The following is a 22,099-nucleotide window of genomic DNA, read 5'->3' on the forward strand; positions in this document are numbered from 1 at the left end:
TCGGGCAAACCCGTTTTGAGCCATTAAAAAAGACATCTGCTCCCTAAAAAATGGAGGCAGATGTCTTTTTTGTAACTTCTATGAGACTCCCGATGAAAAAGCGTTAGTTCTTCAGTGGCCTCGCATCGCGCTCCGGGCTTTTTTCTTGTTGGTCCATGTAAAGGAATATTAGTCCAGATAATAAGCCAAGCTCTGCAGCTCCGTGGTGAAATCCGCATGGTGTATGCGTATGTCCGAAGGCACCTTGATGATGAGCGGAGCGAAATTCAAGATGGCTTCCACACCTGCATCCACAAACCGGTCGGCAACCTGCTGCGCCTCGGCCGCGGGCACGGTAATGATGCCTATGCGGACTTTCGCTTCCCGAATCACATCGTTCAGTTCCGCCATCGATTTTACTTTGAGATGATTGATCGACTCGCCGATCTTGGTCTCCTGAGCATCGAATACCGCCACAATCTTCATGTTGTCCCTAAGGTAGGCGTTATAGTTGCACAAGGCGCGTCCCAGATTTCCTGCTCCTACCAAGGCGACAGGGATTACTTTGTCGATCTTCAGGATCTGGCGGATTTTCTCGATAAGGTAATCCACATCATACCCAATGCCCTTTTTGCCGAATTCCCCAAAATAAGCCAGGTCTTTGCGGATCTGGGCCGGATTCAAATCCAGCTTCACCCCGAGATCCTGGGAAGAGACGGTCTGGACATTCTTCTTGCTGAGTTCGTTCAGAAATCTAAGGTAGACAGGCAGCCTCCGGACGACCGCTTCCGATATTTTCATCGTCTTCATGCTTCGTTCTCACCCATCCACTGCTTTATTCTAGGCACAAGCTGGCCCGCGTTCATGTGCTCGATCTTGGGACCCGGGAGTGAATACAGAAAATACTTCCCATACTGGGTATCGATCACGCGTGTATCATAGATGATGACGATTCCCTTATCCGCTGCTGTTCTGACCAGACGCCCGAAGCCTTGTTTGAACCGGATCACGGCTTGGGGAACCGATAGCTTCATGAACGGATTCATGCCGCGCTGCTTCAGCTTCTCCGTCTTCGCTTCCACCAATGGATGGTTGGGCGGTTGGAAAGGCAGCCGGACAATCGCCAGACACGTCAGTGCACTTCCTGGAATATCGACGCCCTCCCAGAATGAACTGGTTCCGAGCAGAACACAGGCCGGGCTCTTCTGGAACATTCTTGTCAGCTTGCTCCGGTTGCTGCTGTCCACTCCCTGCCCAAGTACCGTTATGCCGAAGGTAGCCAGGCTGTCCTTCAGACCGGCGTGGGCGAGCTTCAACATACGGTTCGAAGTAAAAAGAACGAGCATTCGTCCACGCGTCTGAAGAGCCACTTCGGCAAGGGAAGGAATGAGCCTGTCCAGGAAATCCTTCTCGCCTGCAGCCCCTTTCAAGGTAGGAAAGTCTCTTGGAATGACGACGAGTGCTTGTTCCCGGTAGTTGAACGGAGATGGCAGCTGCACCGTTCGCAGGTGGCCTTCGTTCTCATCCTTTTTCAGCCCTAACTGCTCGCAGGTATAATCGAACGACTTGCCTACCGACAAGGTCGCGGAAGTCAGGATCACACTGTCTTTGACGCCGAAGAACTGCTGCTGGAGCATCGAACTCACGTCGATCGGTACGGAAGAGAGCTGTATGGAGCGGTTTTTGTTGAAAAGCCCCGCTTCTATCCAGTACACATAATTCTCGTCCGGCATCGTCATGAAGAAATGAAGCGCATCTCTTTGCCGGTTCAGCTCCTTGATGGAACCGCTAAGGTCGGTCAGCACACCCTGGACATCGTAGTCGTCCTGTACCTCTTTCAGATCCGTAACGAGCCGTTCGGCCTTCTTCAGCGTTTCATTGAAGTGAAGCATCATGTTCTCTTCAAGCAGCTCCAGCTTGTCCCAACTTGCCGGCAGGCTCTCCTTCCGGAGACGGTATACAAGAGAGCCTCCCTCCTGCTGCTGGGATGGATCGCTCCGTGAAGCAAGAAGCTGGTACAGGAGCTCGGATAAGCCCTCCCATTCTTCCCGGAGTTCAAGCAGCTTCTCCACCGCCTGATCGATCAAGACGCACCAAGCCTGGGCTTTCTCGTCCTCATGACGCTGCAGACGGAACCGAAGGGCCGACAACTGGCCGGTCCGGCTGTCCTTGTACAGCCAGGAGATTGCATTCGATAATCCGTGGTAATGAAGTTCGATACCCAAGTGCTTGCCTGCCACATCTTCAAAATGATGCGCTTCGTCAATCACCAGGTGCTTATAGGAAGGAAGCAGACGGTTCTCGGCCTTCGTATCCGTGAACAACAGAGAGTGGTTCGTTATAATGACATCTGCTCCATTGGCATGGTGACGTGCCCGGTGGTAGAAGCAGCGCTTGAACCAGGGGCAGGCCCGGTTCAGGCACGATTCGGTATCGCTGGCGACCGAGTGCCAGAACGACCGTCCACGTCCTGCGAGATGGAGTTCCTCTTCATCCCCGTTCTTCGTTTCACCGAGCCACACGAGCATTTGGGAGGCCGTGACCCGGTCCTCCTTCCCCTGCTCGAAATCCAGCAGATTCATCTTCTGCTCGAATTTGCGCAGGCACAGGTAATGGCTGCGGCCTTTGAGGACAGCCGCTTCAAACCCGACAGGGAACAGCTCATGGAGGAGCGGGATATCCCGCTCACGGAGCTGTTCCTGCAGATTGATCGTGTGGGTGGACACGATCACCTTCTCTTCGTGTTTGATTCCATAGTATAGAGAGGGAATCAAGTAGCCGAGCGATTTGCCTGTTCCCGTGCCGGCTTCAATGATAAGGTGCCTGCTCTTCTCGAAAGCTTCTTCGACCTCATGAATCATCTGCACTTGGGCTTCGCGTTCTTCGTAGGCTGAGAATTTTTGTTGCAGCGTATCCCTCAGACCGTCATAGAATGCGCCGAAGTCATCCGGCAGGAGGGCAGCATCCTGCGGCTCCCGCACCGGCTCCTCATCTCCCCACTCTTCCACATTCAGAGCGAACTGTCTGAAATACCGGTCCGCCTCCGGATCCAAGGGCGAATGCAGTTCTTTATACTGCAGCATCTCTTGTACGAACCAGCCAAAATCGCTTGCGGACTCGGCAAACACCATCTCCATCCGCTGCAGCGTGAGCAGCGGCATCTCTTGAAACCGCTCTATACAGCGAATCCAAATCGCTGCCGTGACTTCGGCATCGCTGTCGGCTTGATGAGGCCGTTCGTGGACAATGCCGAGTGCGCTGCAGGCCATCGATAATTGAAGCGAGCCGAGGCCAGGGAAGAGAACACGGAGACCGTCCATGGTATCAAGCACACGGCCGTCAAACGGGAAATACCCGGTTTCATCCAACGCCCGCTGCAAAAAAGCGAGATCGAAGCCGATGTTATGTCCGACAAGAACGGACTCCTCCAGAAGGGGTACCACTTCGGCCATGACGGCATCCAGTGAGGGGGCATCCTGCACCATCTCGTCGGTAATCCCCGTAAGCGTTGTAATGACAACAGGTATACTCATACCCGGGTTTACGAGAGAAGTATACCTGGCCGTAATTTCTTGGTCATTTATAATAAAGAGCCCGACTTGGATTATTCGATCCGCAGTCGTGCTCCCGGTCGTTTCAAAATCCAGAACCGCAAATTTCATAGGTGCTGTGTCAATCCCTTCATTCCCACTCTCCCTTTTAGAATACCAATCTTGCGGGCAAAAGGGAATAGCAAACTTAGAGGGAACTTCTACAGGGGCTCGCGGCTGGGGGCAATGTCAAAGTGCAATCCCCCGCCGCCCTCGCTGCATACGCCAAGTTCCAGAAGCGGCTGTACGCTGGCCGGGTCGGTCCGGTAAGCCATATTAAAAAATTCACAGGCTTTGTCCATATTCTGCTGCTGCGCCTGAATGCAGCCCATCGCATTATAAGAAATGGCTTTGATCTGTTGGTTCTCCGTCAGCTGGGACAAAAACTGAAAGTGGGTGTAGCTCTCGGTCATTTCACCTTTGCGCAAATAAGACATTGCAAGGTAGATCCGGGCCAAATTAAAATCGGGCTGCAGCCGGATCAATTCCCCGAATTCCGCTATCGCCTCGTCAAACATATGAAGTTTATAAAAGCCTTGGCCCCGGATGAACAGCTCCGTACGTTTGCCTGCCAGCTCCGGGTCCAGCGGATCTCCTCCGCTTAACGTCATGCCGGCTGTACGCATCCCTTGGCCCATCGATTCCTCGAACTGCAGCCACTCTTCAATGCAAGCGTCACTCATGGCTTTCAGCGCACGGAGCTTTTCCTGCAGCTCTCTTCGTTTCACGCCGGTGGAGGACGGGTACTCCGCCATGACTTCGCTCAGCATCTCGTTCATGGAAGCAAAAAGATGTTTGAACACGGCTGATCCCACCTTACGCTTCGTCTACTGTAATTACATTGTGCGTTTCCCCGTCCCGTTTCATTCAAGCCTACAGCACCGTGGAATGAATTTCTTCCTTCAGCACGGAGACCACCCGGTTGTTCTCCCCCATGATGGCAATTTGCGGCACATGCTTGCGCGCTTCTTCATCGGAGAGCATGACATAAGAAAGAATAATGACCGTATCGCCGGGATGGACAAGACGCGCCGCCGCGCCGTTCAGACATACGACACCGGAGCCGCGGGGGCCTGGAATGATGTATGTCTCGAACCGGGCCCCATTGTTATTGTTCACGATCTGGACTTTCTCGTTGGGCAGCATATCGATCAGATCAAGCAGATCGGAATCGATGGTAATGCTCCCCACATAGTTCAAATTAGCTTCGGTCACCGTAGCCCGGTGAATTTTGGATTTCAGCATCGTGCGAAACATGATGCGCCGCCTCCTCAGATGATTACGAAATTCGTTTCCCTTACCGGATCTCCAGGATCCGGTTATCGATCAAGCGCGTACGGCCGAAGCGTACCGCCAAAGCTATAATGATTCGCTGCCCCGCTTCGAGCGTCTCAAAGGCTTCCAGGGCCGGATAAGTCAATACTTCCGCATAGTCGATATCGGCGAGCGGCGCCCGCCCGATCTCTTCCCGTATTCTCTCCATCAGCTTGGCTGCAGAAATAGAGGCGCCCTGCTCCTCGACCTCCTTCTCCGCCGCTTGAAGCGATGCGGACAGGACCAGCGCCTGCCGGCGTTCCTCGTCGCTTAGGTACACGTTGCGCGAGCTCAGCGCTAATCCATCGGCCTCTCTGATGATCGGACACGGGACGATCGTTACGGGGATATTCAGATCGTACACCATCTGTTCGATCACCGCCACCTGCTGGGCGTCTTTCAATCCGAAGTAAGCCCGGTCCGGCTGAACGATGTTGAACAGCTTGGTCACCACCGTCGACACGCCGTCAAAATGACCCGGGCGGGAAGCACCGCAAAGCCCTTGGGTGACTCCGGAAACGGATACGATGGTCTTGGTGGCCGCCGGGTACATCTCTTCCACCTGCGGGAAGAAGACCAGATCCACGCCGGAGGCTTCCGCCAGTGCAAGGTCCTTCTCTTCATTGCGCGGATAACGCTCAAAATCTTCATTCGGACCAAACTGCAGCGGATTGACAAAAATGCTCAGAACGACAAAGTCGCACTCCTTGCGTGCAGTCTCCAGCAGAGACGCATGCCCCCGGTGCAAAAATCCCATGGTCGGAACAAATCCGACTCGCAGCGCTGGCTGCTGCTCCCTCTTCGTTCGCAGCGTCTGGCGAAGGTTATCGATATGCTTTACGGTTTCCATAGCTACCTGCTCCGTTCGTATTTATTTCACGGGCACTTTCTCCGGTTCGGATTCCGGTTCCGGTTCGGACGCCCTCTGTGCAGCCCCGCCGCTTCCATACAGCGCAGCAGCCGCTTCGTCGTCCATATGGAAGGCATGCTCGGGTCCTGGGAAGCTGCGGTCCTTCACTTCCTCCACGTACTGGCGGATGCTGGAGCGGATGATCTCTCCGATATTCGCATAAGTCTTCACAAACCGCTTCGGATGGGATTCTTCCCCGTATCCGAGCAGGTCGTGGTAGACCAGCACCTGTCCGTCACAGGCCGCACCCGCGCCGATGCCGATCGTCGGAATATCCAGCTTCTCGGTCACGATAGCCGAGAGTTGGTCTGTTACCAGCTCCAGGACGATCGAGAAGGCCCCCGCCTCCTGGAGAGCCAAGGCATCGTCGATTAATTTCTGGGCCTGGGAGGACGTCTTGCCCTGCACTTTGAAGCCGCCAATCTGATGGATCGACTGCGGCGTCAGTCCGAGATGACCCATGACCGGGATGCCGGCCTGCACGAGTGCGCGAACGGCAGGCGCAATCTCGGCGCCGCCTTCGAGCTTGACTCCCTTCGCCAAGCCTTCCTGCATCAGTCTGGCGGCGTTCGCCAGCGTAGCATCCAGGCTCCCATGATAGGTCATGAACGGCAGGTCCGCTACGACAAAACTGGAGTGGACGGCGCGGGTCACCGCTTTGGTGCTGTAGACCATGTCATCGAGGGTCACGGGAATCGTCGATTCGTAGCCAAGAACGACGTTGCCGAGCGAATCGCCGACGAGGATGACGTCCACTCCCGCCTGATCCGCCAGCAGAGCGGAAGGATAATCATAAGCGGTGATGACGCTGATCGGCGTTCCGTCCATCTTCATCTTCTGCAGCTTGGCTGTTGTTACCGGTTTGCGGTTGGACATGGATAAGCACCTCCGGGGGGGGTGACGGCTTACGGCGTTCGCCACACGCTGAAACCGGCACCCATCTCATAAAAGTAGTATGGCACAAAGCAAAAAAACCTTCCGGCCGGGTATCAAAAAGAAGATACCGAGGCGAAAGGTTCACATGTTGAACTCATCATATGATCCTTCTGTCTCGGTCCCCGAAGGGCTCAGAGCAGAATCCGACATATTGCTGGGTGCTGCTATGAAGTTGTGGATGATAGGAATCAGTGAAAGGACAACATGCGTGAAGTGCAGCTCCGTGAAGATACCGCCTCCAACATCATGATTATACCAAAAATTACGTGCGATGTCATCTAAATTCGACATCCCCCGAAATCAAACGGCGGATGGTTCCATCCGGAAGACGAAGGAGAAGAGCACCGAACTCGTCGATTCCCTCCCCGTAGCCTTCTACAAATCCTTGAGGTGTACGACAGCGGATTGTCCGGTGCAGGGATATGGTCAAGGCTTCCCACAGCAGTTTGATGGGCGCGAAGCCTTGTTCCATGTAGAGCCGGTACAACTGCTCCCATTCGAACAGGAACCGAGTCAGAAGCCGGGGGCGGTCGATGGGCCGTCCTGCTTCGATCGCCAGGGAGGTCGCGGTCTCCTGGAGCCCCTCCGGATAATCCTCTGCCGTCAGATTCACGCTTATGCCGACACCCGCAATGATGTGCTGCAGACTAGCATCTTCCGCCCTCGATTCCAGCAGAATCCCGGAAATCTTGCGGCCGCCGATCAGCAGATCGTTCGGCCATTTGATCCCGGCTTCCAGTCCGGTTTCGGCACGGACCGCGCGGCTTAACGCCACGGCTACGAGCAGCGTAAGCTGGGGAGTGCAGGAGATCGGTAGTCCCGATGGCTTCAGCACGAGACTCATCCACAGCCCTTTGCCTTTAGGGGAAATCCACGGTCTGCCCTGCCGTCCCCGTCCGGCAGTCTGTCTCTCGGCCACTACGAGCGTACCCTCAGGCGCTCCCTCCGCCAATAGAGCCAGCGCCGCCGTCTGTGTGGAGTCCACTTCCTGATAGTAGTGAATCCTCCTGCCGAACACTTCGGTTTGCAGCAGCCCGGCCAAGGCGGCCGGGTCCAGCTTATCGGGTTTGCCAATGAGCCGATACCCCCTGCGGGGTACGGCTTCAAAGCGGTACCCCTCTTCACGGAGCTTCTCAATCCGCTTCCATACCGCCGTGCGGGAGATTGACAGCTTCTCGCTGATCTCTTCGCCGGACACAAATTCTCCTGGGGATGCTTCGAGCAGCTCCACTAAACGCTCAGTCATGTGCGTCCCTTCTTCTGTAAAGATTCGTATATCGGCTTCGCCGCGGAGAGCAGCCGGTTCTTCTCGTTAGGAAGCCAGCCAAGGGCAGCCTCCTCGAGCAGTCGGTTCAGCACCTGGCCGGTCCAAGGACCCGGCTTCGTCTCCAAATGCTGGACCACCTCTTGTCCGCTGACCTCCAGATCTTTAAGACTTCCCGCAGGCATGGCTTCCAGCCAAGCTTCACCGCTATGGATCCAGGCGCGAAGGTACGCCGCCGCGTTCGCTCCGCCTTCTCCATCAGCCAAGCCCGGCAGACGCTCGCCATCCAATGTATAGATCCGTCTCAGCCGGTATAAGGCCTCTCTTCCGGTCCGCAGCGATGCCCGAAGCCAGGCCTCCCTCGCAGCGTTATCCGTGTAATCCGCACATGCCCTCTCGCAAAGCCATTGGTGCGCTTCCGCCGTCTTGTATGCCGCCTCTATCTGTGCATTCGAGAACGTCATCCGTTTCATGTCCTCCCGCAGTTCCGAGGAAGACAACCCGAGCCGGAGGAACAAGAGTACGATCCGCTCATCCGCCGAGGGAAGTTCACGCAGATCCGGCCACGAGCCTCCGGGAACTTCGTCCAGCTTCGCAAGTTCGAGCGGCGTCTTCGTCTGGCGGAGAGCCCCGCTCTCAGCCAATAAAGAGAGCGCCCGGTTCGGATCGGCGCCGCCGAACATGCGTTCGAGTTCCATCCGGCAGCGTTCCATCGCAATATGCTGCAGCAGCGGCATAGATCGGAGCAGGGCCTTCCACGTCATGCCTTCCACCTGCAGGCCATACTCGGAAGCAAATCTTAGGCAGCGCAGCATCCGCAGGGCGTCTTCGCGGAACCGCTCCTCGGCTTCGCCGACGCAGCGCAGACGCCCCTGCTGCAGATCGTCCATGCCTCCGAACGGATCGACAAGTACCCCCTCCGAGTCCAATGCCATAGCATTCATCGTAAAGTCGCGCCGCTGCAGGTCTTCCAGCAGCGAGTCGATGTACTCCACCTCCGACGGGCGGCGGAACGCTTCGTAGCTTCCTTCCCTGCGGAAGGTCGTCACTTCATACGGCTCGCGGCCGGCTAAGACCGTTATCGTCCCGTGCTGCAGACCGGTCGGCACGGTACGCTCGAAGAGTGCCTGTACCTGCTCCGGCCTTGCGGAAGTCGCGATATCGTAGTCTTTTACCGGTCTGCCCAGCATCTCGTCACGGACACAGCCCCCGACAAGGTAAGCCTGGTGCCCCTGCACGCCCAGCCGCTTGATGATGCCCAGTGCCGCTTCTTTGGTCTGTCTGCTCATCTTCCCGCACGCTTCCTTAACATTCGAGCGGCTTCTTCCGGAGATCCTCTGGCATCGGCCGGCCCAGCACCCTATAGTAAATCTCTTCGTACTGCCGCGTAATCACGTCGTTGCAGAACGTATACCTTGCCCGGTGGAGGCAGGCCTCCCGCAGCTTGGCAGCGTGGGCTTCGTCCGTTAAGATCCTGCGCGCATACTCCGCCATAGCCTCCACATCGCCGATCTCGGCGAGATACCCCGACTCCCCATGTGTGATGAGTTCGGGAATACCTCCCGCATTCGAAGCCACCGTAGGTACGCCGCAGGCCATCGCTTCGAGAGCTACGAGTCCGAAGCTCTCTTTCTCCGACGGAAGCAGCATCACATCGGCCAGCGAGAGGAGCTGGGCGACGTCATCCTGCTTGCCGCAGAAGGTCACCCGGTCGAGCAGACCCTTCTCCTTCACTTTGCACAGCACTTTGGAAAGCTCCGGACCTTCGCCCACGAAAAGCAGCCGGGCCGGCACGTCCTTCCTCACCCTGTCGAAGATCTCGACTACGTCGGTCACCCGCTTGACTGGACGGAAGTTCGAGATATGAATAAGTATCTTTTCGTCCGGATGGGCGAATTCTTTGCGGAGCGCAGCTACCTCGCGCGGATAATAGACGCGCTTGTCCACAAAATTATAGGCAAGGTCGATCTCCTTCGTAATCCCGAGCAGCTTCCGGGTCTCACGGATGAGATCATCGGAGACCGCAGTTACCGCATCGCTGCCGTTGATGGCATAAGCGATCAGATCGCTCAGCGACTCATCTTGGGCAAGTACGGTAATATCTGTCCCGTGCAGCGTGGTAACGACTTTGAGCTGGTCGCCGACCATCTGCTTGGCCAGCAGCGCACAGACCGCGTGAGGAATGGCGTAATGCACATGAAGCAAATCCAGCTCTTGCAGCTTCACTACCTGAGCGAGCTTGCTGGCCAGCGAGAGGTCATAAGGAGGATATTTAAACACATAATAGTCGTTAACCTCGACTTCGTGATAAAAAATGTTGCGGTCGAACTTCCCGAGACGGAAAGGCATGCTGTGAGTAATAAAATGCACCTCATGCCCCTTCTCCGCCAGCAGCTTGCCGAGCTCCGTCGCTACGACGCCCGATCCGCCCAAGGTAGGATAACAGGTAATTCCGATTTTTAGCCGGTTCTTCAAGATGGTGCCTCCCCTCTTTATCTGCCGAGCTTCCTTACAATAAGTCTGCCATATAAGGCAGCTTGGATATGAACCCTTCTGCGTAAACTACCGAACGCTTTTGCCCAAGCAGTGCGTCCCGGGCTTCCACTCGCTCAAGATAATTTTGATTGAGCGGGGTGGCCACATAATCATTGCCTGCGCCGGCCGCTTCGAACTGGGAACGGTACGCACGCAGAGAAGCGCGTTTGCTTTCGTAGACGGAGCTGACATCCACCATGACATCCGGCACCGTCACATCGTTTATGAAATAAAAATAGCAATCCTGTACTGCATGCGCTTCAGCCTCCGGCAAGTACTTGCGCAGTTTTGCATTGAATACCGCTTCCTGTACGAGACGGCTGCAGGCGATATGATCCGGATGCCGGTCCTCCCAGTAAGGGGCGAACACGGCACGCGGCTTCCAGCGGCGGATCTCCAGCACAATCCGGTCGACGAGCTCCGCCCTGAGCTCGAGCCCGCGATCCGGGAGTCCCAGATTGCTGCGGTGCACGAGTCCAAGGCTCTTGGAGGCTTCCTCGGCCTCTGCCTGCCGAATCTCGACTGTTCCGTTGGAGGACATCTCCGCCCGGGTCAGGTCACAGATGCCGACCCGCAGCCCCCGCTCCGTCGCTTTGGCGATCGTACCGCCCATACCGATCTCCGCATCATCCGGATGAGCACCGAAAATCAACAAATCCAGCCTATCACTCATGGTCGATCCCCGGCTTATACTTATGTACGAGTTCTCTCCAGCCGAAGTCGCCGCGGTCCAGTGCTTTCACCAGAATCTCGGCGGTTGCAATATTGGTGGCGCAAGGAATGCCCTGAACATCGCACAGCCTCAGCAGGGCAATAATATCCGGTTCGTGGGGCTGCGCCATGAGCGGGTCACGCAGGAAGATGATCAAATCCATCTCATTGGTGGCTACAAGAGCCCCGATCTGCTGGTCCCCCCCCAGCGGTCCCGACATGAAGCGGTGGATGCTCAGCTTCGTCCGCTCCATAATCCGGGAGCCGGTCGTGCCTGTAGCATACAACTCGTGATGCTGGAACACCGTTTCATATGCCGTTACAAAATTTACCATCTCGTCTTTCTTACGGTCATGCGCGATCAATGCAATCTTCATGCTCATCTCTGCTTCCTGCTCCTCTCCGGTATCCAGCCAAGCTCGTTATTCGTTCGTGCCGCGATTCTCCGTCCTACAAAACGAGGACCGCGGTCAAGAAACCGCACTACCGGTCTCTTCCCGTGTCCTCCTGACGGCTAGTCCATGTAATGCTCGAATCCGTATACCAGGCCGGTATGGGTCATGACTTTCTTGACCGCCGTATTCACACCCGGCATATAACCCGCACGGTCATACGAATCGTGACGGATCTTCAAGGTTTGGCCGAAAGCCCCGAACACGACTTCCTGCTGGGCGAATACCCCCGGCAGTCTAACGCTATGTATGCGGAATCCGTTGTAATACCCGCCGCGTGATCCTTCGATCGTCTCTTTCTCGTCGGGATTCCCCTGACGGAGTTCCTGACGGGCTTCCGAGATGAGCTCCGCCGTTTTGATGGCCGTGCCCGAGGGGGCATCGAGCTTCTGGTCGCCGTGATACTCGATGATCTCCAGATGCGGCATATGCTTGGCCGCTTCCGCTGCGAATTTCATCATGAGAATGGCACCGATGGAAAAGTTAGGAGCGATCAGTCCGCCGATTCCCTTATCGCGGCACAGCTTGTCCAATTCGGCGATATCTTCGGGAGTGAACCCCGTCGTCCCCATCACTGGGCGGACGCCATATTCAATGGCCAGACGGGTGTTGCGGACAACCGAATGAGGTGTAGTGAAATCAACCAGTACATCAGGTTTTGACTCAGCCAACGCTTGCTCCAAGCTGCCTTTTACCTCAACCCCGCAGGCCTCGAGTCCTACCAATTTCCCCGCATCTTGACCTTCGACAGACCGGGCGACAGCCGCCGCCAGTTTCAGTGCCGGGTCACCCAGCACCATCTTGACTACTTCGCGCCCCATTCGTCCACTGGCGCCGGCTACCGCTACCGTAATGACTTCATTCATCAGAATTCTCGTTCCTTTCGGGCTGCATTCCCCTAGGGGAAGCGTTCTTCATATATTGTTTCCACTTTTGTTCATAGTCTGCGTACAACCTCCGGCCGATCGCGTGCTGGGGATCCAGCTTCAAGAGCTCTTTGAGGCTCCGCAGCGAGTGTGCATACTCGCCCAGCCTGTGATAGGCCATCCCGAGAAGGAGAAACCCTTCCACGGACAGCGGATCAAGTTCCACGGCCTGCTTCAACAGCTCGACCGCCATCCAGAGGCGTTCTTCCGGTTCGTCGAACAGCTTCTCCGCCGTGAAGAGCAGCCGTTTCGCCTGCAAATGCTGCAGATGAAACGCATAATGCTCGTCATGCCCATCCAACGCCACCGCCTGCTGCGCATGCTCGATCGCTTTCTCCAGCTTGTTGCTTCTAGCATAGGTGATCGAGAGCTTATAATGATATGCGGGATGCGCCGGATCCAGCGCGATGGCCTTCTCGAACCATGCGACCGCCTGCTCGAAATCATGCTTCAGAATCGATTCGTAAGCTTTACGAATCGCCGTTTCGCCGTCCATCCGCCTTCTCCTCTCAACGGGGTGCCGCCTCGTCCGAAACCTTAAGCCGGATTCGAACAGGGGGATGGTACAGCATATGTTCAGGCTTCGGGTTCGGTGTTGATTTTCGTCCAGCGATTCGCATCCCGGGTGCGGAATTTATGCATGACTTTGTCATGCGCCTCGTTCAGATCGATCCCGAGCGAATTTGCGAAGCAAATCGTAATAAAGAGAATATCCCCAAGCTCGAGTTCTATGGAGTTGTCTTCCTCCCCCGGCTTCTTCGGCTTCTCTCCGAACCTGTGGTTGACTTCGCGGGCAAGTTCCCCGACCTCCTCGGACATGCGGGCCAGCATCGTAAGGGGCTGGAAATACCCTTCTTTGAACTGGGATATGTATGCATCGACCTCGGTTTGGAGGTCCTTTAGCGTTTTATCGGCCATGAGATCGCCTTCACCAACCTTACACCATTGTTCAGTCCGCAGGATCGGACATTAGTACCATGTTAACGCAAAAGAAGGCCGAATGACAAATGATTTTTGCTATAATAGGGTAATCTCTATGTAGGTCCGGCATCCATGCCGACCGATTCCCGGGAGGTCTATCATGGCACATATCCAATCGATCATCAAAACCATTATTCCGATTTTGTTCGGCACGGCCATTTATGCATTCGGTCTTCATTATTTCGTGATCCCGAACGAAATTATGGAAGGCGGCGTGACTGGGATCGCGCTGCTGCTCAAATATATCTTCGGACTGCAGCCTTCCATCTCCACCCTGCTGCTGAACGTCCCGTTGTTTTTCGTAGGCTGGCGCTTCTTAGGCCGTACGCCGATGCTCTACACCATGGTCGGTACCCTCTCCGTTTCTTTCTTCCTATGGATCATGGAAGAGCTCATCCATACCGGCTGGCTCGTACCCTTCAAGACGGAGAACGACCTATTCCTGGTGGCTGCCTATACCGGCGTCACCTTGGGTACGGGCCTTGGCATCGTCTTCCGCTATGGCGGAACGACTGGCGGCGCGGACATCCTTGCAAGAATCGCTCACAAATGGAAAGGATGGAGCATCGGCCGGACCATCCTTATGATCGATGTAGTGGTCATCGGACTCTCCGTGTTCTTCTTGCCGGTCGAAAAGATCCTCTATACATTCGTGGCCGTGTTCATTGCTTCTAAGCTGATCGATGTCATGATCGAAGGATCCTATGCCACTCAAGCCTTCACGATCATATCGAACCGTTCGGAGGAAGTGGCCGCAGTCATCACCCGGGAGCTCGACCGGGGAGCGACCATCTTCCCGGCCTTCGGCGCGTACTCGAACCAGCCCAAGAACGTGATCTACTGTGTCGTATCCCGTACCGAAATGAAAAGGCTCAAAGACCTCGTCCACTCGATCGATCCCCTCGCGTTTCTCATCATCACGAAGGTACACGATGTCGTAGGCGAAGGCTTCAAGCCTAATGGCTGAGCCGCTGTTTCTGTTCCTGTACCGGCCGGGGGAGGGAACCTAGAAGGTCTCTTCGCCGCCCCGCCGGACGGGAACAAGGCCCCCGTCTTTCTTCGATAGCCTCCACCCGGCGAACGCAAGGGCAGCCAAGATCACCGAACCGAAGGTCAAGGTCCATAGGATCGGATGCGGCGGTTCAGGGTAGGGGAGATAGGCTGTCGTTTCTTTCTTCATAAACAGCTTGTCAATCGTCTGCCGGAGCGGAGCAGCGGCATTCTGGACGTTGCGGATATGTTCCGCCGTCCCGTCCGTCTGACTGCCGATGAAAGTCACGAGCGAATCCAATCGGGCCACATCTGCCGCATCTCTCGAGATGATCAGCGAGGGGTGAATCACCTCCACGTGCTGCCTGAGTGCGTCGGCCCCCTCTTTCATCATCCCCCGATTCCCCTCTACCGAGGCTTTTTCCACCGCATTCACATCATCCTGCAGTGTCTTGTAATGCCCGAGCCACAACGGCTGGTTCTTATTCATCAAAGCATCCGCGGCCAGCCTCAGCCTAGTCGCCGCCGTTTGTCCCTGCAGCGGATTGTACCGGACAGCCTGGAACACTTTTTTCGTCTCCGTTAAGGTCTGCGTCAGCGCATTCATGCCTTCTACGGTAGTGATTCCTTCAAAGCGGATTTGTGGAATCTGATCGCTGAGCTGCGCCAGTGCCATTCTGCCGCCGGATACATCTCCCGCCAGCACCTTCTGATACATTCCCTCCGCTGTTTGGTTCAATAATTCCAACTGTTGCCGCTGGGCCTCCGTCGGTTCAACCCCGGCAGACGGCTCCCCTGTACTGGTGGTGCTGCAGCCCGCGCCCAGCAGCAAACAGCACGCCAGCAGGATGATAAGGCCGATTCTTCTTCCTCTCCGGTCACCGAACACCGTCATCCCCTCCTAGGACATCTTATGGAGGTTTGTCCGGGTTTAGACCGCTTTTGTCCTTAGCCGGCAGGACGCTTTCCGGTACGATTCCATAACCGCACCGCTACCGCGATCCCTATACTGATCACGCTCATGCCAAGCGTGAACAAGGCGACAGAAACCAGGTCATCCTCCAGTACTTCGGGCAGCCACGGATAGACGCCCATCCCATAGTCGACGGCTTCGTTCAGCAGAACCCATGCGGCGACCGGAACAATGGAGATCCAGCGGTAGCGGTATAGTGCCGCATAGAGCAGTGCTTCCGCGGCCATGCCGAGATGGGAGAAGGTCAGCATCCAATCCTGCCACACCGGAGCGTCGCCTTGGTAGGCGGCCGCCCAGATCATCGCCACCGCCCATATTCCGTATTTAAAAGAGGTCACCAGGGCGAACACTTCTACGATCCCTCTCCAGGCACCGACAGGCGCGGATGGCGCCTCTCCCCCTCTTCTGCGGTCCCGAATCAGAAACCATATGAATATAGTAAAGAATAAGCTCGCCGTCGGACTATCCGGAACGAAGGGAAGCAGATATCCCAGGTTCATTTCATGGGTCGTATACAAGAGCTGCTTCCAGTACCACTGATAACCATATACCGTCCCCAGCAGGTTAATCCAGAACAGACTCCAGAGCATGAAACCGCTAGTCAAAAACGCTCTTGAAAACCAATAGGTCCAGCGAAACGGAGCCAAGCCTAATCCTCCCTATAGCAGTCTCCATCCTAAGACTCATACGACTGCCGAATGTCTTGTCTTTCGCCCTCTTTGAAAAAAACCTGACCGATGAATACGGCCAGGTTTTTAAATCGTTTATTGTGCTGCTTTTTGCTTCGAAAGCCAATCAGCGAGCTTGTCGAGATCGGCGTCGGACAAGCCTTTGCCGATGTTAGCATCATATTGCGGAGGCATGTTTCCTTGGCCATTCTTCATGATGCCAAGAATCGCAGCTTTGTCATGCGAATCGCCTACACCGCGAAGGGCAGGGATCTTGGCAGAAGGCATCCCTTTGAGATCTCCGCCATGGCAGGAGATACAAGTTGACTTCTGATAGATCGCTGCTGCCGGATCATCCGGAGCCACGATCGCAGCAGCAGAAGCCGCAGGCTTCTTGGCGCCGCCGCCTTGACCGCCGGCCGTTCCCTTACTTGCATGCATTTCTTCTTCCCGCTTGATGTGCTCAGGGATGATGTTCTTCTCCTTAAGCTCATGCTGGTAGTGGGACCAAGAAGTAATCGTAAGATACGTAACGGCAATAAGGCTGAGGAACATAAGTGTCGATGCAATCGGACGACGGTAAAAACGTCTTTCTTTGCCGGTGTCCAGGAACGGAGCAAGCAGCAATCCGCCGAACAATACGCCCGGAACACCAAGCGTTCCGAGTACGATAAATTTATCCGATGTATAAGGATATTTCAGGAGCTGGTACATGAAGAGGAAGTACCAGTCCGGCATCGGAATGAACTGGGTGTTGGTCGGGTCCGCCGGATAGCCGAGCGGTGCCGCTTCGGACATAACCAAAGCGAGAATTCCGCAGAGCACCACAACGCCAACCATCCACTCTTTCAGCAGGAAGTTCGGCACGAATACTTCCGATCTCCCGGGGTACGCTGAAAAATCTTGAGGAATCAGCTTGGACGCTTTAGAGCGTACGCGCGAATCCCCGACAAACACGATTTTTTCATCATTATTAGGACCGTGAGCCACAATTCGCCCCTCCTTCTCATTTTTCATGACAACCGAGATGCAACAAGCAAGCTGTGCCGCTTTTTAGAGCGGACCGGAGATCCCTTGCTTGCGGATCATGAAGAAGTGACCGGCGAGCAGGGCAAGCAGCGCTCCCGGAAGGAAGAACACGTGCAGTGCGAAGAAGCGGGTAAGTGTCTGTGCGCCGACGATCTCGCCGCCTTGCAGGAAGGTCTTCGCATAGGGACCGATGTACGGTGCCGATTCCACGATCTTCAGGGTTACGCTTGTAGCGAAGTACGCTTTGTTATCCCAAGGAAGCAGGTAGCCAGTCAGGCCGAGACCCAGCATAACAAAGAAAATCAGCATACCGACAACCCAGTTCATCTCGCGGGGTGCCTTGTAAGAACCCGTGAAGAATACGCGGAGGGTATGTAAGAACATCATGACGATAACCAAGCTCGCACCCCAGTGGTGCATGCCGCGGACGATTACGCCGAATGCTACCTTGTGCTGCAGGTAGTCTACGCTCGCGTAAGCGTTGATAATGTCCGGAACGTAGTACATGGTAAGGAACATACCGGACAAGATTTGAATAACTGTGATAAAGAACGTCAATCCGCCGAAGCAATAAACGAAAGCGGAGAAGTGGTGAGCCGGGTTAACGTGCTCCGGAACTTCGTGATCCGCTACGTCTCTCCATATCGGCGTGATGTCCAGACGTTCGTCAATCCAGTTATAGACGTTTTTAAACATCTGATGCTACGCCTCCTTATTACACCCGTTTGTTCGGACCGAGCTGACCGAGGTATACAAAGCCCTGTTCGATTTTTACTTCATACTCATCGAGCGGCAGCGGTGCGACAGCGAGGTTCTTGCCGTCAGCCGTGTAGTGAGCGCCGTGACAAGGACAATAGTATTGATCCTTGTATTCCGGATTAGCATTCCAGTTCACTGTGCAGCCAAGGTGTTTACAGGTTGGATTCAAAGCGAATACTTTGCCGTCCTTGCCTTTTGCAATCCAAGCTTCAAGCTCAGGATCGTTCTCGTACCAGCCGTCGACCTGATGCACTTTGAATTTGAAGGATTTCGGTACGTCGGTTACTTGGGCTTCTTCCACAACCTTCACCCAATCCGCTTGGGATTTAGGCTGAAGGACCGGATCCACTGCGAACCGAACCATCGGAACTATCATGCCTGCACCCATGAAAGCTCCCGCTCCACCGAGGGTGTAGGAAAGAAACTGGCGTCTTGACATCTCGCGACGCTTAACCGGTTTCTCACCATGACGCTGCGATTCTTGATTCGTGCGATCGTTCATTCTCGTTCTACCCCCTTTTGCCACATATATCAGTCGTTCGACATAACTTTACACCATTTACTAGGACATAACTAATAATAGCTTACGTCATAGGGTGCGTCAAGAATGGAGAGGAGCCATTCCGGCTTGGAATAGGAAGCCTCCAAGACACTTTTAACGAAATTGTCACAACTGAAATTTGACATTTCGGTAAACAGGTTCTTCCATAGAATTTGCAATAATCTCACAGTTCATACATGCTTCTTATGGATTGGATCCTGCCCAAAGCGTCGTCAGCAATTCGGCCGCCGCCTGCTTGGCTCCTGCCCCTTCCGCTGCCAAACGCTGCGGCGTAAACCGAAGAATCCGGTCCGCTTCCGCCGCCTCGAGCAGCGCAGAGGACAGCCTCTCTTCCTCCTGCGCTGTAACCAGAACGACATACCGGAACCCTTCGCTTCGCACCCCCCTGCAAATCTGCCGCAGCAGCTCCCCTTCCGCGGCGGCAGATTTGCCCGCCGTAAAGTGTTGGGCCGGATAGGTTACCGTTCTTCCCCGGAACGGGATCTCCACGAGATCGAGCGCGTCCCGCAGTTGTTCAAGCAGCTTTGCCGTCATCCAGGGGGATTCATTCCCTGTAAGACCCGTCAGCGGAAGCAGACAAGTATCCAAATAAGGACGGAGTTCTTCCCACTGCTCCTCCGAAATTTCACTGAACTTCATGATATCTCCTCCGTAAGTTTTTCTTGCCGCTCCCTAATGTAACACAACAAAAAGACATATGAACAGCGTTCATATGTCTTACTGTCCCGAGGCCGGCTGCAAATCCGGCAAGCGGCCAAGAAAACCCGTCGGTTAATGCCCCAGTGAGCGCAGTGAATTCAGTTCGGTGGTCAGGGCAAGAAAAGAGGCTTCGTCTCCCGTTGCCAGCGCCACATCGATCTCCTGGGTCAATGCCTGCTCCTTATAACTGCGAACCGCCTCATCCAACACCATCTCGGCGAGCAAACTTAGCATCATGTCACCTGTCACGTTCATTTTGCCCATAAAACCTACCTCCAAACCCCGTTCTGAATTGTCGTAGAACGTTCAAGGAGCGGTCCTAAGTCTACCCTCTCTGGTATTCCTCGCCCTTGACGCAATAACTTTCCATCGTTCGTTTCATCCGCTCCAGATCCGCTTCCCTCAGGTCGCGGACCGTCCGGGCGGGAGATCCCATAGAGAGCGTAAACGGCGGTACCGTCTTGTTCTCGGTAATGAGCGATCCCGCCCCTATTAAAGCATATTCACCGATAGAGGCGCCGTTCAGTACAATAGCCCCCATACCGATTAATGTGCCTCTACCTACACGGCATCCATGGATGATGGCCCCATGTCCCACCGATACTTCTTCTTCAATATGAAGCGGCTGGCCGGTATTGACGTGGCCGATGCAGCCGTCCTGAATATTCGAATGCCTTCCGATGCGAATCGGCGCCAAATCCCCGCGCAGCACCGTGTTGTACCAAATGCTCGCGCCCTCTTCAATTTCGACATCACCGATAATTTGCACACCCGGCGCTAAGAACACGGATGGGTGAACTTTAGGGGAAATCCCGTTATAGCTGTGCAGCATGCGTCCAATCACTCCTCTGCTTCGGATTGAAATGGAGCGATTGTATCAGGAGCGATCAAGCTTTGTCAAACGGGATGTCAATCTTGTCTTCTTCCGGCACATAGGTGCCTTCCACGATGCTTGCGCCCAGCTTCGTCATCCGGACTACCGGACCCTGAGCGGGATCCTCACCGATACGCAGCAGTCCGAGATGCATCATCATCCGGACCACACGCTGCTCCAGAATGGATTCGGCCGAATCATAATAGAACGGCCGGATTAAGGGGCCAAGTACGCCAAGAAGCGACGAATAGGTCACCCACTCCGAGCAGGTGCGGTTCAGCCACTGGACGAGCGACTGCAGGGGGGGGACCGGACCTTTATACAGCCTTAACCAGAATCGGTACACTTGAACCGGGTCCTCCCGCCGTCCCTCCTGCAGCCTGGCCAGGCCATGATCGGTCAGCGTCAGCAGTCCGCCCTGCTCCGAGATCAGGTCGTTGTAGTAACAATAGTCGTAGACCAACGAGAACCGGTTCGGGTAATCGCGGAACATCCGGCCGTACCCGAATCTCCACGCGGATTTCCCTAAGAGCTCTTCCCTTACGGAGAACCGATCCAGGATGCCGGATAGATTCCTCTTGTACATCACGCCCTCCGCAGTTAACGCCACTTCGGTGTCGCGGAGATACTGAAGAAATACGAAGATATCTTCGAGGAGCAGCTTCTGCTCATCCCGGTACACCGGCGGTTCTTCCGTAGTAACCAGCTTCTCCCGGAACTGCTTGGCCAGCACAACGATGAAGCGCCGCTTGAGATCCGCCGGAACCTGGAATAAGTACCGCGTCTGCTGGGAGTATCCGCTGAAGAGCCAACCCCGTTGTTTGAAGCGCACGATGGACTCCCGTGGGTTCCACGGCTGGTCATCACCATCCTTTGTGAATCGACTTTGCTGAGCTCTCGCCGTCAGTTCCTCCAGCGAGAAGGTGTCCCGCGTATCGAAGAGCAGCGAGTTCAAGAAGCGGATATCTTCCATGGACAGACTGCCCACCTGATGCTCGAAGACGTCCCTGCGGCCTACCGTAGACAGGATCGACTGGATCAGTTCATTCTTGGAATGCCCGTTGCACTCGCACTTATAGGTGCCGGCAATGCGGCTGAGCTCATGAATATCCGCGTAACACAACATGTCGGCAAGATTCATGCTTTGTCCCTCCAGCACTTCGGGTGCCACACTTTCTTACTACTCATTATGGGAATTTGTACCGGTTTTAAACGTGTGGACACAAAAAATAGCGGAGAGCGCCGTCCGCTCTCCGCCTTCCTATTCATAGGCTTGCCTATTATTACTGCAGGTCAGACCCGCTCTTCGAGTTCCTTCAAATGCATCGTGCAATTCAACAGATTGCAGCGCCACTGCGTTTCGAGCCGTTCCATGACGGTCAGGGACGTATTCTTCAGATGCTCCTCAATCGTTCTTCCGAGAAACCGGGCGAGGACCGGGGCAATATAACCGCCGTGGCTGACCACGAGGATTCGCTTCCCCGGATGCTCCCGCTCCGTATCGAGCAAAAATGCATTCCAGCGGGCAAGGAGCTCCTCGTCTTTCTCCATGCCGAGATCCTTCTCCCGCCAGCCTTCTCCCCATCGGGTGACTCTATCCTGCAGCGTCGTGCCTTCGAGCTCCCCGAAAGCCCTCTCCCGCAGACGCTTATCGGTGCCGAGCAGCGGGATGCCCGTCTCGCGCGCTATCGTCTCAGCCGTTTCGCGGGCGCGGATCAAATCGCTGGAGAGGATTCCGTCCCAAGACTCTCCCTGCAGCCGTTTCGCCAGCAGCTCGGCTTGCATGCGTCCCACCTCAGCAAGCGGCGTATCCATCTGGCCCTGCATCCGGCCCTCCAGATTCCACTCGGTCGTGCCGTGCCGGATCAATCCGAGAATCGTCATTCCCTTTCACTCCCATGCTCTGATCGTCTCCAAAGTCTCGTATATTCCACTGGGAGCGGATCC

At 55.3% G+C, this 22,099-nt stretch carries 25 protein-coding genes; 1 reads left to right on the plus strand and 24 read right to left on the minus strand.

The genetic code is table 11. The annotated features are described in order from the left end of the window. Positions 1-168 precede the first annotated feature (168 nt). From O9H32_RS13480 to O9H32_RS13545, 14 genes are all read right to left on the minus strand, one after another. Positions 169-789: a redox-sensing transcriptional repressor Rex gene (locus tag O9H32_RS13480; protein WP_269866629.1), complete on the minus strand. Its 621-nt coding sequence runs from the start codon at positions 787-789 to the stop codon at positions 169-171. Next, the gene (dinG, locus tag O9H32_RS13485; protein ID WP_269866630.1) at positions 786-3,641 is read right to left on the minus strand and encodes an ATP-dependent DNA helicase DinG; all 2,856 of its coding nucleotides are present in this window, start codon (positions 3,639-3,641) and stop codon (positions 786-788) included. Before dinG ends, O9H32_RS13480 begins: the two co-directional genes overlap by 4 nt. A gap of 89 nt (positions 3,642-3,730) precedes the next feature. After that, a complete protein-coding gene (locus O9H32_RS13490; protein WP_269866631.1) occupies positions 3,731-4,372 on the minus strand; it encodes a tetratricopeptide repeat protein in 642 nt (213 codons plus the stop codon). A gap of 70 nt (positions 4,373-4,442) precedes the next feature. Further along, the gene (gene panD, locus O9H32_RS13495) at positions 4,443-4,826 is read right to left on the minus strand and encodes an aspartate 1-decarboxylase (protein ID WP_269866632.1); all 384 of its coding nucleotides are present in this window, start codon (positions 4,824-4,826) and stop codon (positions 4,443-4,445) included. A gap of 40 nt (positions 4,827-4,866) precedes the next feature. After that, positions 4,867-5,733, minus strand: coding sequence for a pantoate--beta-alanine ligase (gene panC, locus O9H32_RS13500; protein WP_269866633.1), 867 nt, complete (start codon positions 5,731-5,733; stop codon positions 4,867-4,869). A gap of 21 nt (positions 5,734-5,754) precedes the next feature. Then, the gene (gene panB / locus O9H32_RS13505) at positions 5,755-6,669 is read right to left on the minus strand and encodes a 3-methyl-2-oxobutanoate hydroxymethyltransferase (RefSeq protein WP_269866634.1); all 915 of its coding nucleotides are present in this window, start codon (positions 6,667-6,669) and stop codon (positions 5,755-5,757) included. A 334-nt stretch (positions 6,670-7,003) separates the two neighbouring features. Continuing rightward, complete coding sequence (locus O9H32_RS13510) at positions 7,004-7,975, minus strand: biotin--[acetyl-CoA-carboxylase] ligase (protein ID WP_269866635.1); 972 nt, start codon at positions 7,973-7,975, stop codon at positions 7,004-7,006. Continuing rightward, positions 7,972-9,282, minus strand: a complete 1,311-nt coding sequence (locus tag O9H32_RS13515) for a CCA tRNA nucleotidyltransferase (protein ID WP_269866636.1) — start codon at positions 9,280-9,282, stop codon at positions 7,972-7,974. The genes O9H32_RS13510 and O9H32_RS13515 overlap by 4 nt, the downstream gene beginning before the upstream one ends. A 16-nt stretch (positions 9,283-9,298) precedes the next feature. Beyond that, on the minus strand, positions 9,299-10,468 hold the full coding sequence (gene bshA / locus O9H32_RS13520) for an N-acetyl-alpha-D-glucosaminyl L-malate synthase BshA (RefSeq protein ID WP_269866637.1): 1,170 nt from the start codon (positions 10,466-10,468) through the stop codon (positions 9,299-9,301). Between the two features lie 34 nt (positions 10,469-10,502). Next, positions 10,503-11,201, minus strand: coding sequence for a bacillithiol biosynthesis deacetylase BshB1 (gene bshB1, locus O9H32_RS13525; RefSeq protein WP_269866638.1), 699 nt, complete (start codon positions 11,199-11,201; stop codon positions 10,503-10,505). Next, a complete protein-coding gene (mgsA, locus tag O9H32_RS13530; RefSeq protein ID WP_269866639.1) occupies positions 11,194-11,616 on the minus strand; it encodes a methylglyoxal synthase in 423 nt (140 codons plus the stop codon). Before mgsA ends, bshB1 begins: the two co-directional genes overlap by 8 nt. A 137-nt stretch (positions 11,617-11,753) precedes the next feature. Then, positions 11,754-12,557 (minus strand): 4-hydroxy-tetrahydrodipicolinate reductase, encoded by an 804-nt coding sequence (dapB, locus tag O9H32_RS13535; RefSeq protein WP_269866640.1) that lies wholly within the window; start codon positions 12,555-12,557, stop codon positions 11,754-11,756. Further along, positions 12,550-13,113 carry a tetratricopeptide repeat protein gene (locus O9H32_RS13540; RefSeq protein WP_269866641.1) on the minus strand — a complete coding sequence of 188 codons (564 nt, stop codon included), beginning with the start codon at positions 13,111-13,113 and terminating at the stop codon, positions 12,550-12,552. Before O9H32_RS13540 ends, dapB begins: the two co-directional genes overlap by 8 nt. A gap of 80 nt (positions 13,114-13,193) precedes the next feature. After that, complete coding sequence (locus O9H32_RS13545; RefSeq protein WP_269866642.1) at positions 13,194-13,535, minus strand: nucleotide pyrophosphohydrolase; 342 nt, start codon at positions 13,533-13,535, stop codon at positions 13,194-13,196. Between the two features lie 163 nt (positions 13,536-13,698). On the opposite strand from O9H32_RS13545, the gene O9H32_RS13550 reads away from it, so the two are divergent. Further along, positions 13,699-14,565 (plus strand): YitT family protein, encoded by an 867-nt coding sequence (locus O9H32_RS13550; protein WP_269866643.1) that lies wholly within the window; start codon positions 13,699-13,701, stop codon positions 14,563-14,565. Positions 14,566-14,604: 39 nt separating this feature from the next. On the opposite strand, the gene O9H32_RS13555 is transcribed toward O9H32_RS13550, so the two are convergent. From O9H32_RS13555 to O9H32_RS13600, 10 genes are all read right to left on the minus strand, one after another. Next, positions 14,605-15,483: a sporulation protein YpjB gene (locus tag O9H32_RS13555; RefSeq protein WP_269866644.1), complete on the minus strand. Its 879-nt coding sequence runs from the start codon at positions 15,481-15,483 to the stop codon at positions 14,605-14,607. Positions 15,484-15,536: 53 nt separating this feature from the next. Further along, positions 15,537-16,151: a DUF1405 domain-containing protein gene (locus O9H32_RS13560; protein WP_269866914.1), complete on the minus strand. Its 615-nt coding sequence runs from the start codon at positions 16,149-16,151 to the stop codon at positions 15,537-15,539. A gap of 174 nt (positions 16,152-16,325) precedes the next feature. Then, positions 16,326-17,219, minus strand: coding sequence for a menaquinol-cytochrome c reductase cytochrome b/c subunit (locus O9H32_RS13565; RefSeq protein ID WP_269866645.1), 894 nt, complete (start codon positions 17,217-17,219; stop codon positions 16,326-16,328). A 63-nt stretch (positions 17,220-17,282) separates the two neighbouring features. After that, a complete protein-coding gene (qcrB, locus tag O9H32_RS13570; protein ID WP_013916530.1) occupies positions 17,283-17,954 on the minus strand; it encodes a menaquinol-cytochrome c reductase cytochrome b subunit in 672 nt (223 codons plus the stop codon). A gap of 19 nt (positions 17,955-17,973) precedes the next feature. Further along, positions 17,974-18,519, minus strand: coding sequence for a ubiquinol-cytochrome c reductase iron-sulfur subunit (locus O9H32_RS13575; protein WP_269866646.1), 546 nt, complete (start codon positions 18,517-18,519; stop codon positions 17,974-17,976). A gap of 243 nt (positions 18,520-18,762) precedes the next feature. Beyond that, positions 18,763-19,218 carry a DUF2487 family protein gene (locus O9H32_RS13580; RefSeq protein WP_269866647.1) on the minus strand — a complete coding sequence of 152 codons (456 nt, stop codon included), beginning with the start codon at positions 19,216-19,218 and terminating at the stop codon, positions 18,763-18,765. Between the two features lie 132 nt (positions 19,219-19,350). After that, positions 19,351-19,515: an IDEAL domain-containing protein gene (locus O9H32_RS13585; protein WP_406627312.1), complete on the minus strand. Its 165-nt coding sequence runs from the start codon at positions 19,513-19,515 to the stop codon at positions 19,351-19,353. An 88-nt stretch (positions 19,516-19,603) separates the two neighbouring features. Then, positions 19,604-20,110: a gamma carbonic anhydrase family protein gene (locus O9H32_RS13590; protein ID WP_269866649.1), complete on the minus strand. Its 507-nt coding sequence runs from the start codon at positions 20,108-20,110 to the stop codon at positions 19,604-19,606. A gap of 55 nt (positions 20,111-20,165) precedes the next feature. Further along, on the minus strand, positions 20,166-21,293 hold the full coding sequence (locus tag O9H32_RS13595) for a hypothetical protein (protein WP_269866650.1): 1,128 nt from the start codon (positions 21,291-21,293) through the stop codon (positions 20,166-20,168). A 152-nt stretch (positions 21,294-21,445) separates the two neighbouring features. Further along, the gene (locus O9H32_RS13600) at positions 21,446-22,036 is read right to left on the minus strand and encodes a histidine phosphatase family protein (protein WP_269866651.1); all 591 of its coding nucleotides are present in this window, start codon (positions 22,034-22,036) and stop codon (positions 21,446-21,448) included. Between the last annotated feature and the right edge of the window lie 63 nt (positions 22,037-22,099).

Origin of the sequence: Paenibacillus caseinilyticus, from assembly GCF_027533645.1 — a bacterium.
GTDB classification, from domain to species: domain Bacteria; phylum Bacillota; class Bacilli; order Paenibacillales; family NBRC-103111; genus Paenibacillus_G; species Paenibacillus_G caseinilyticus.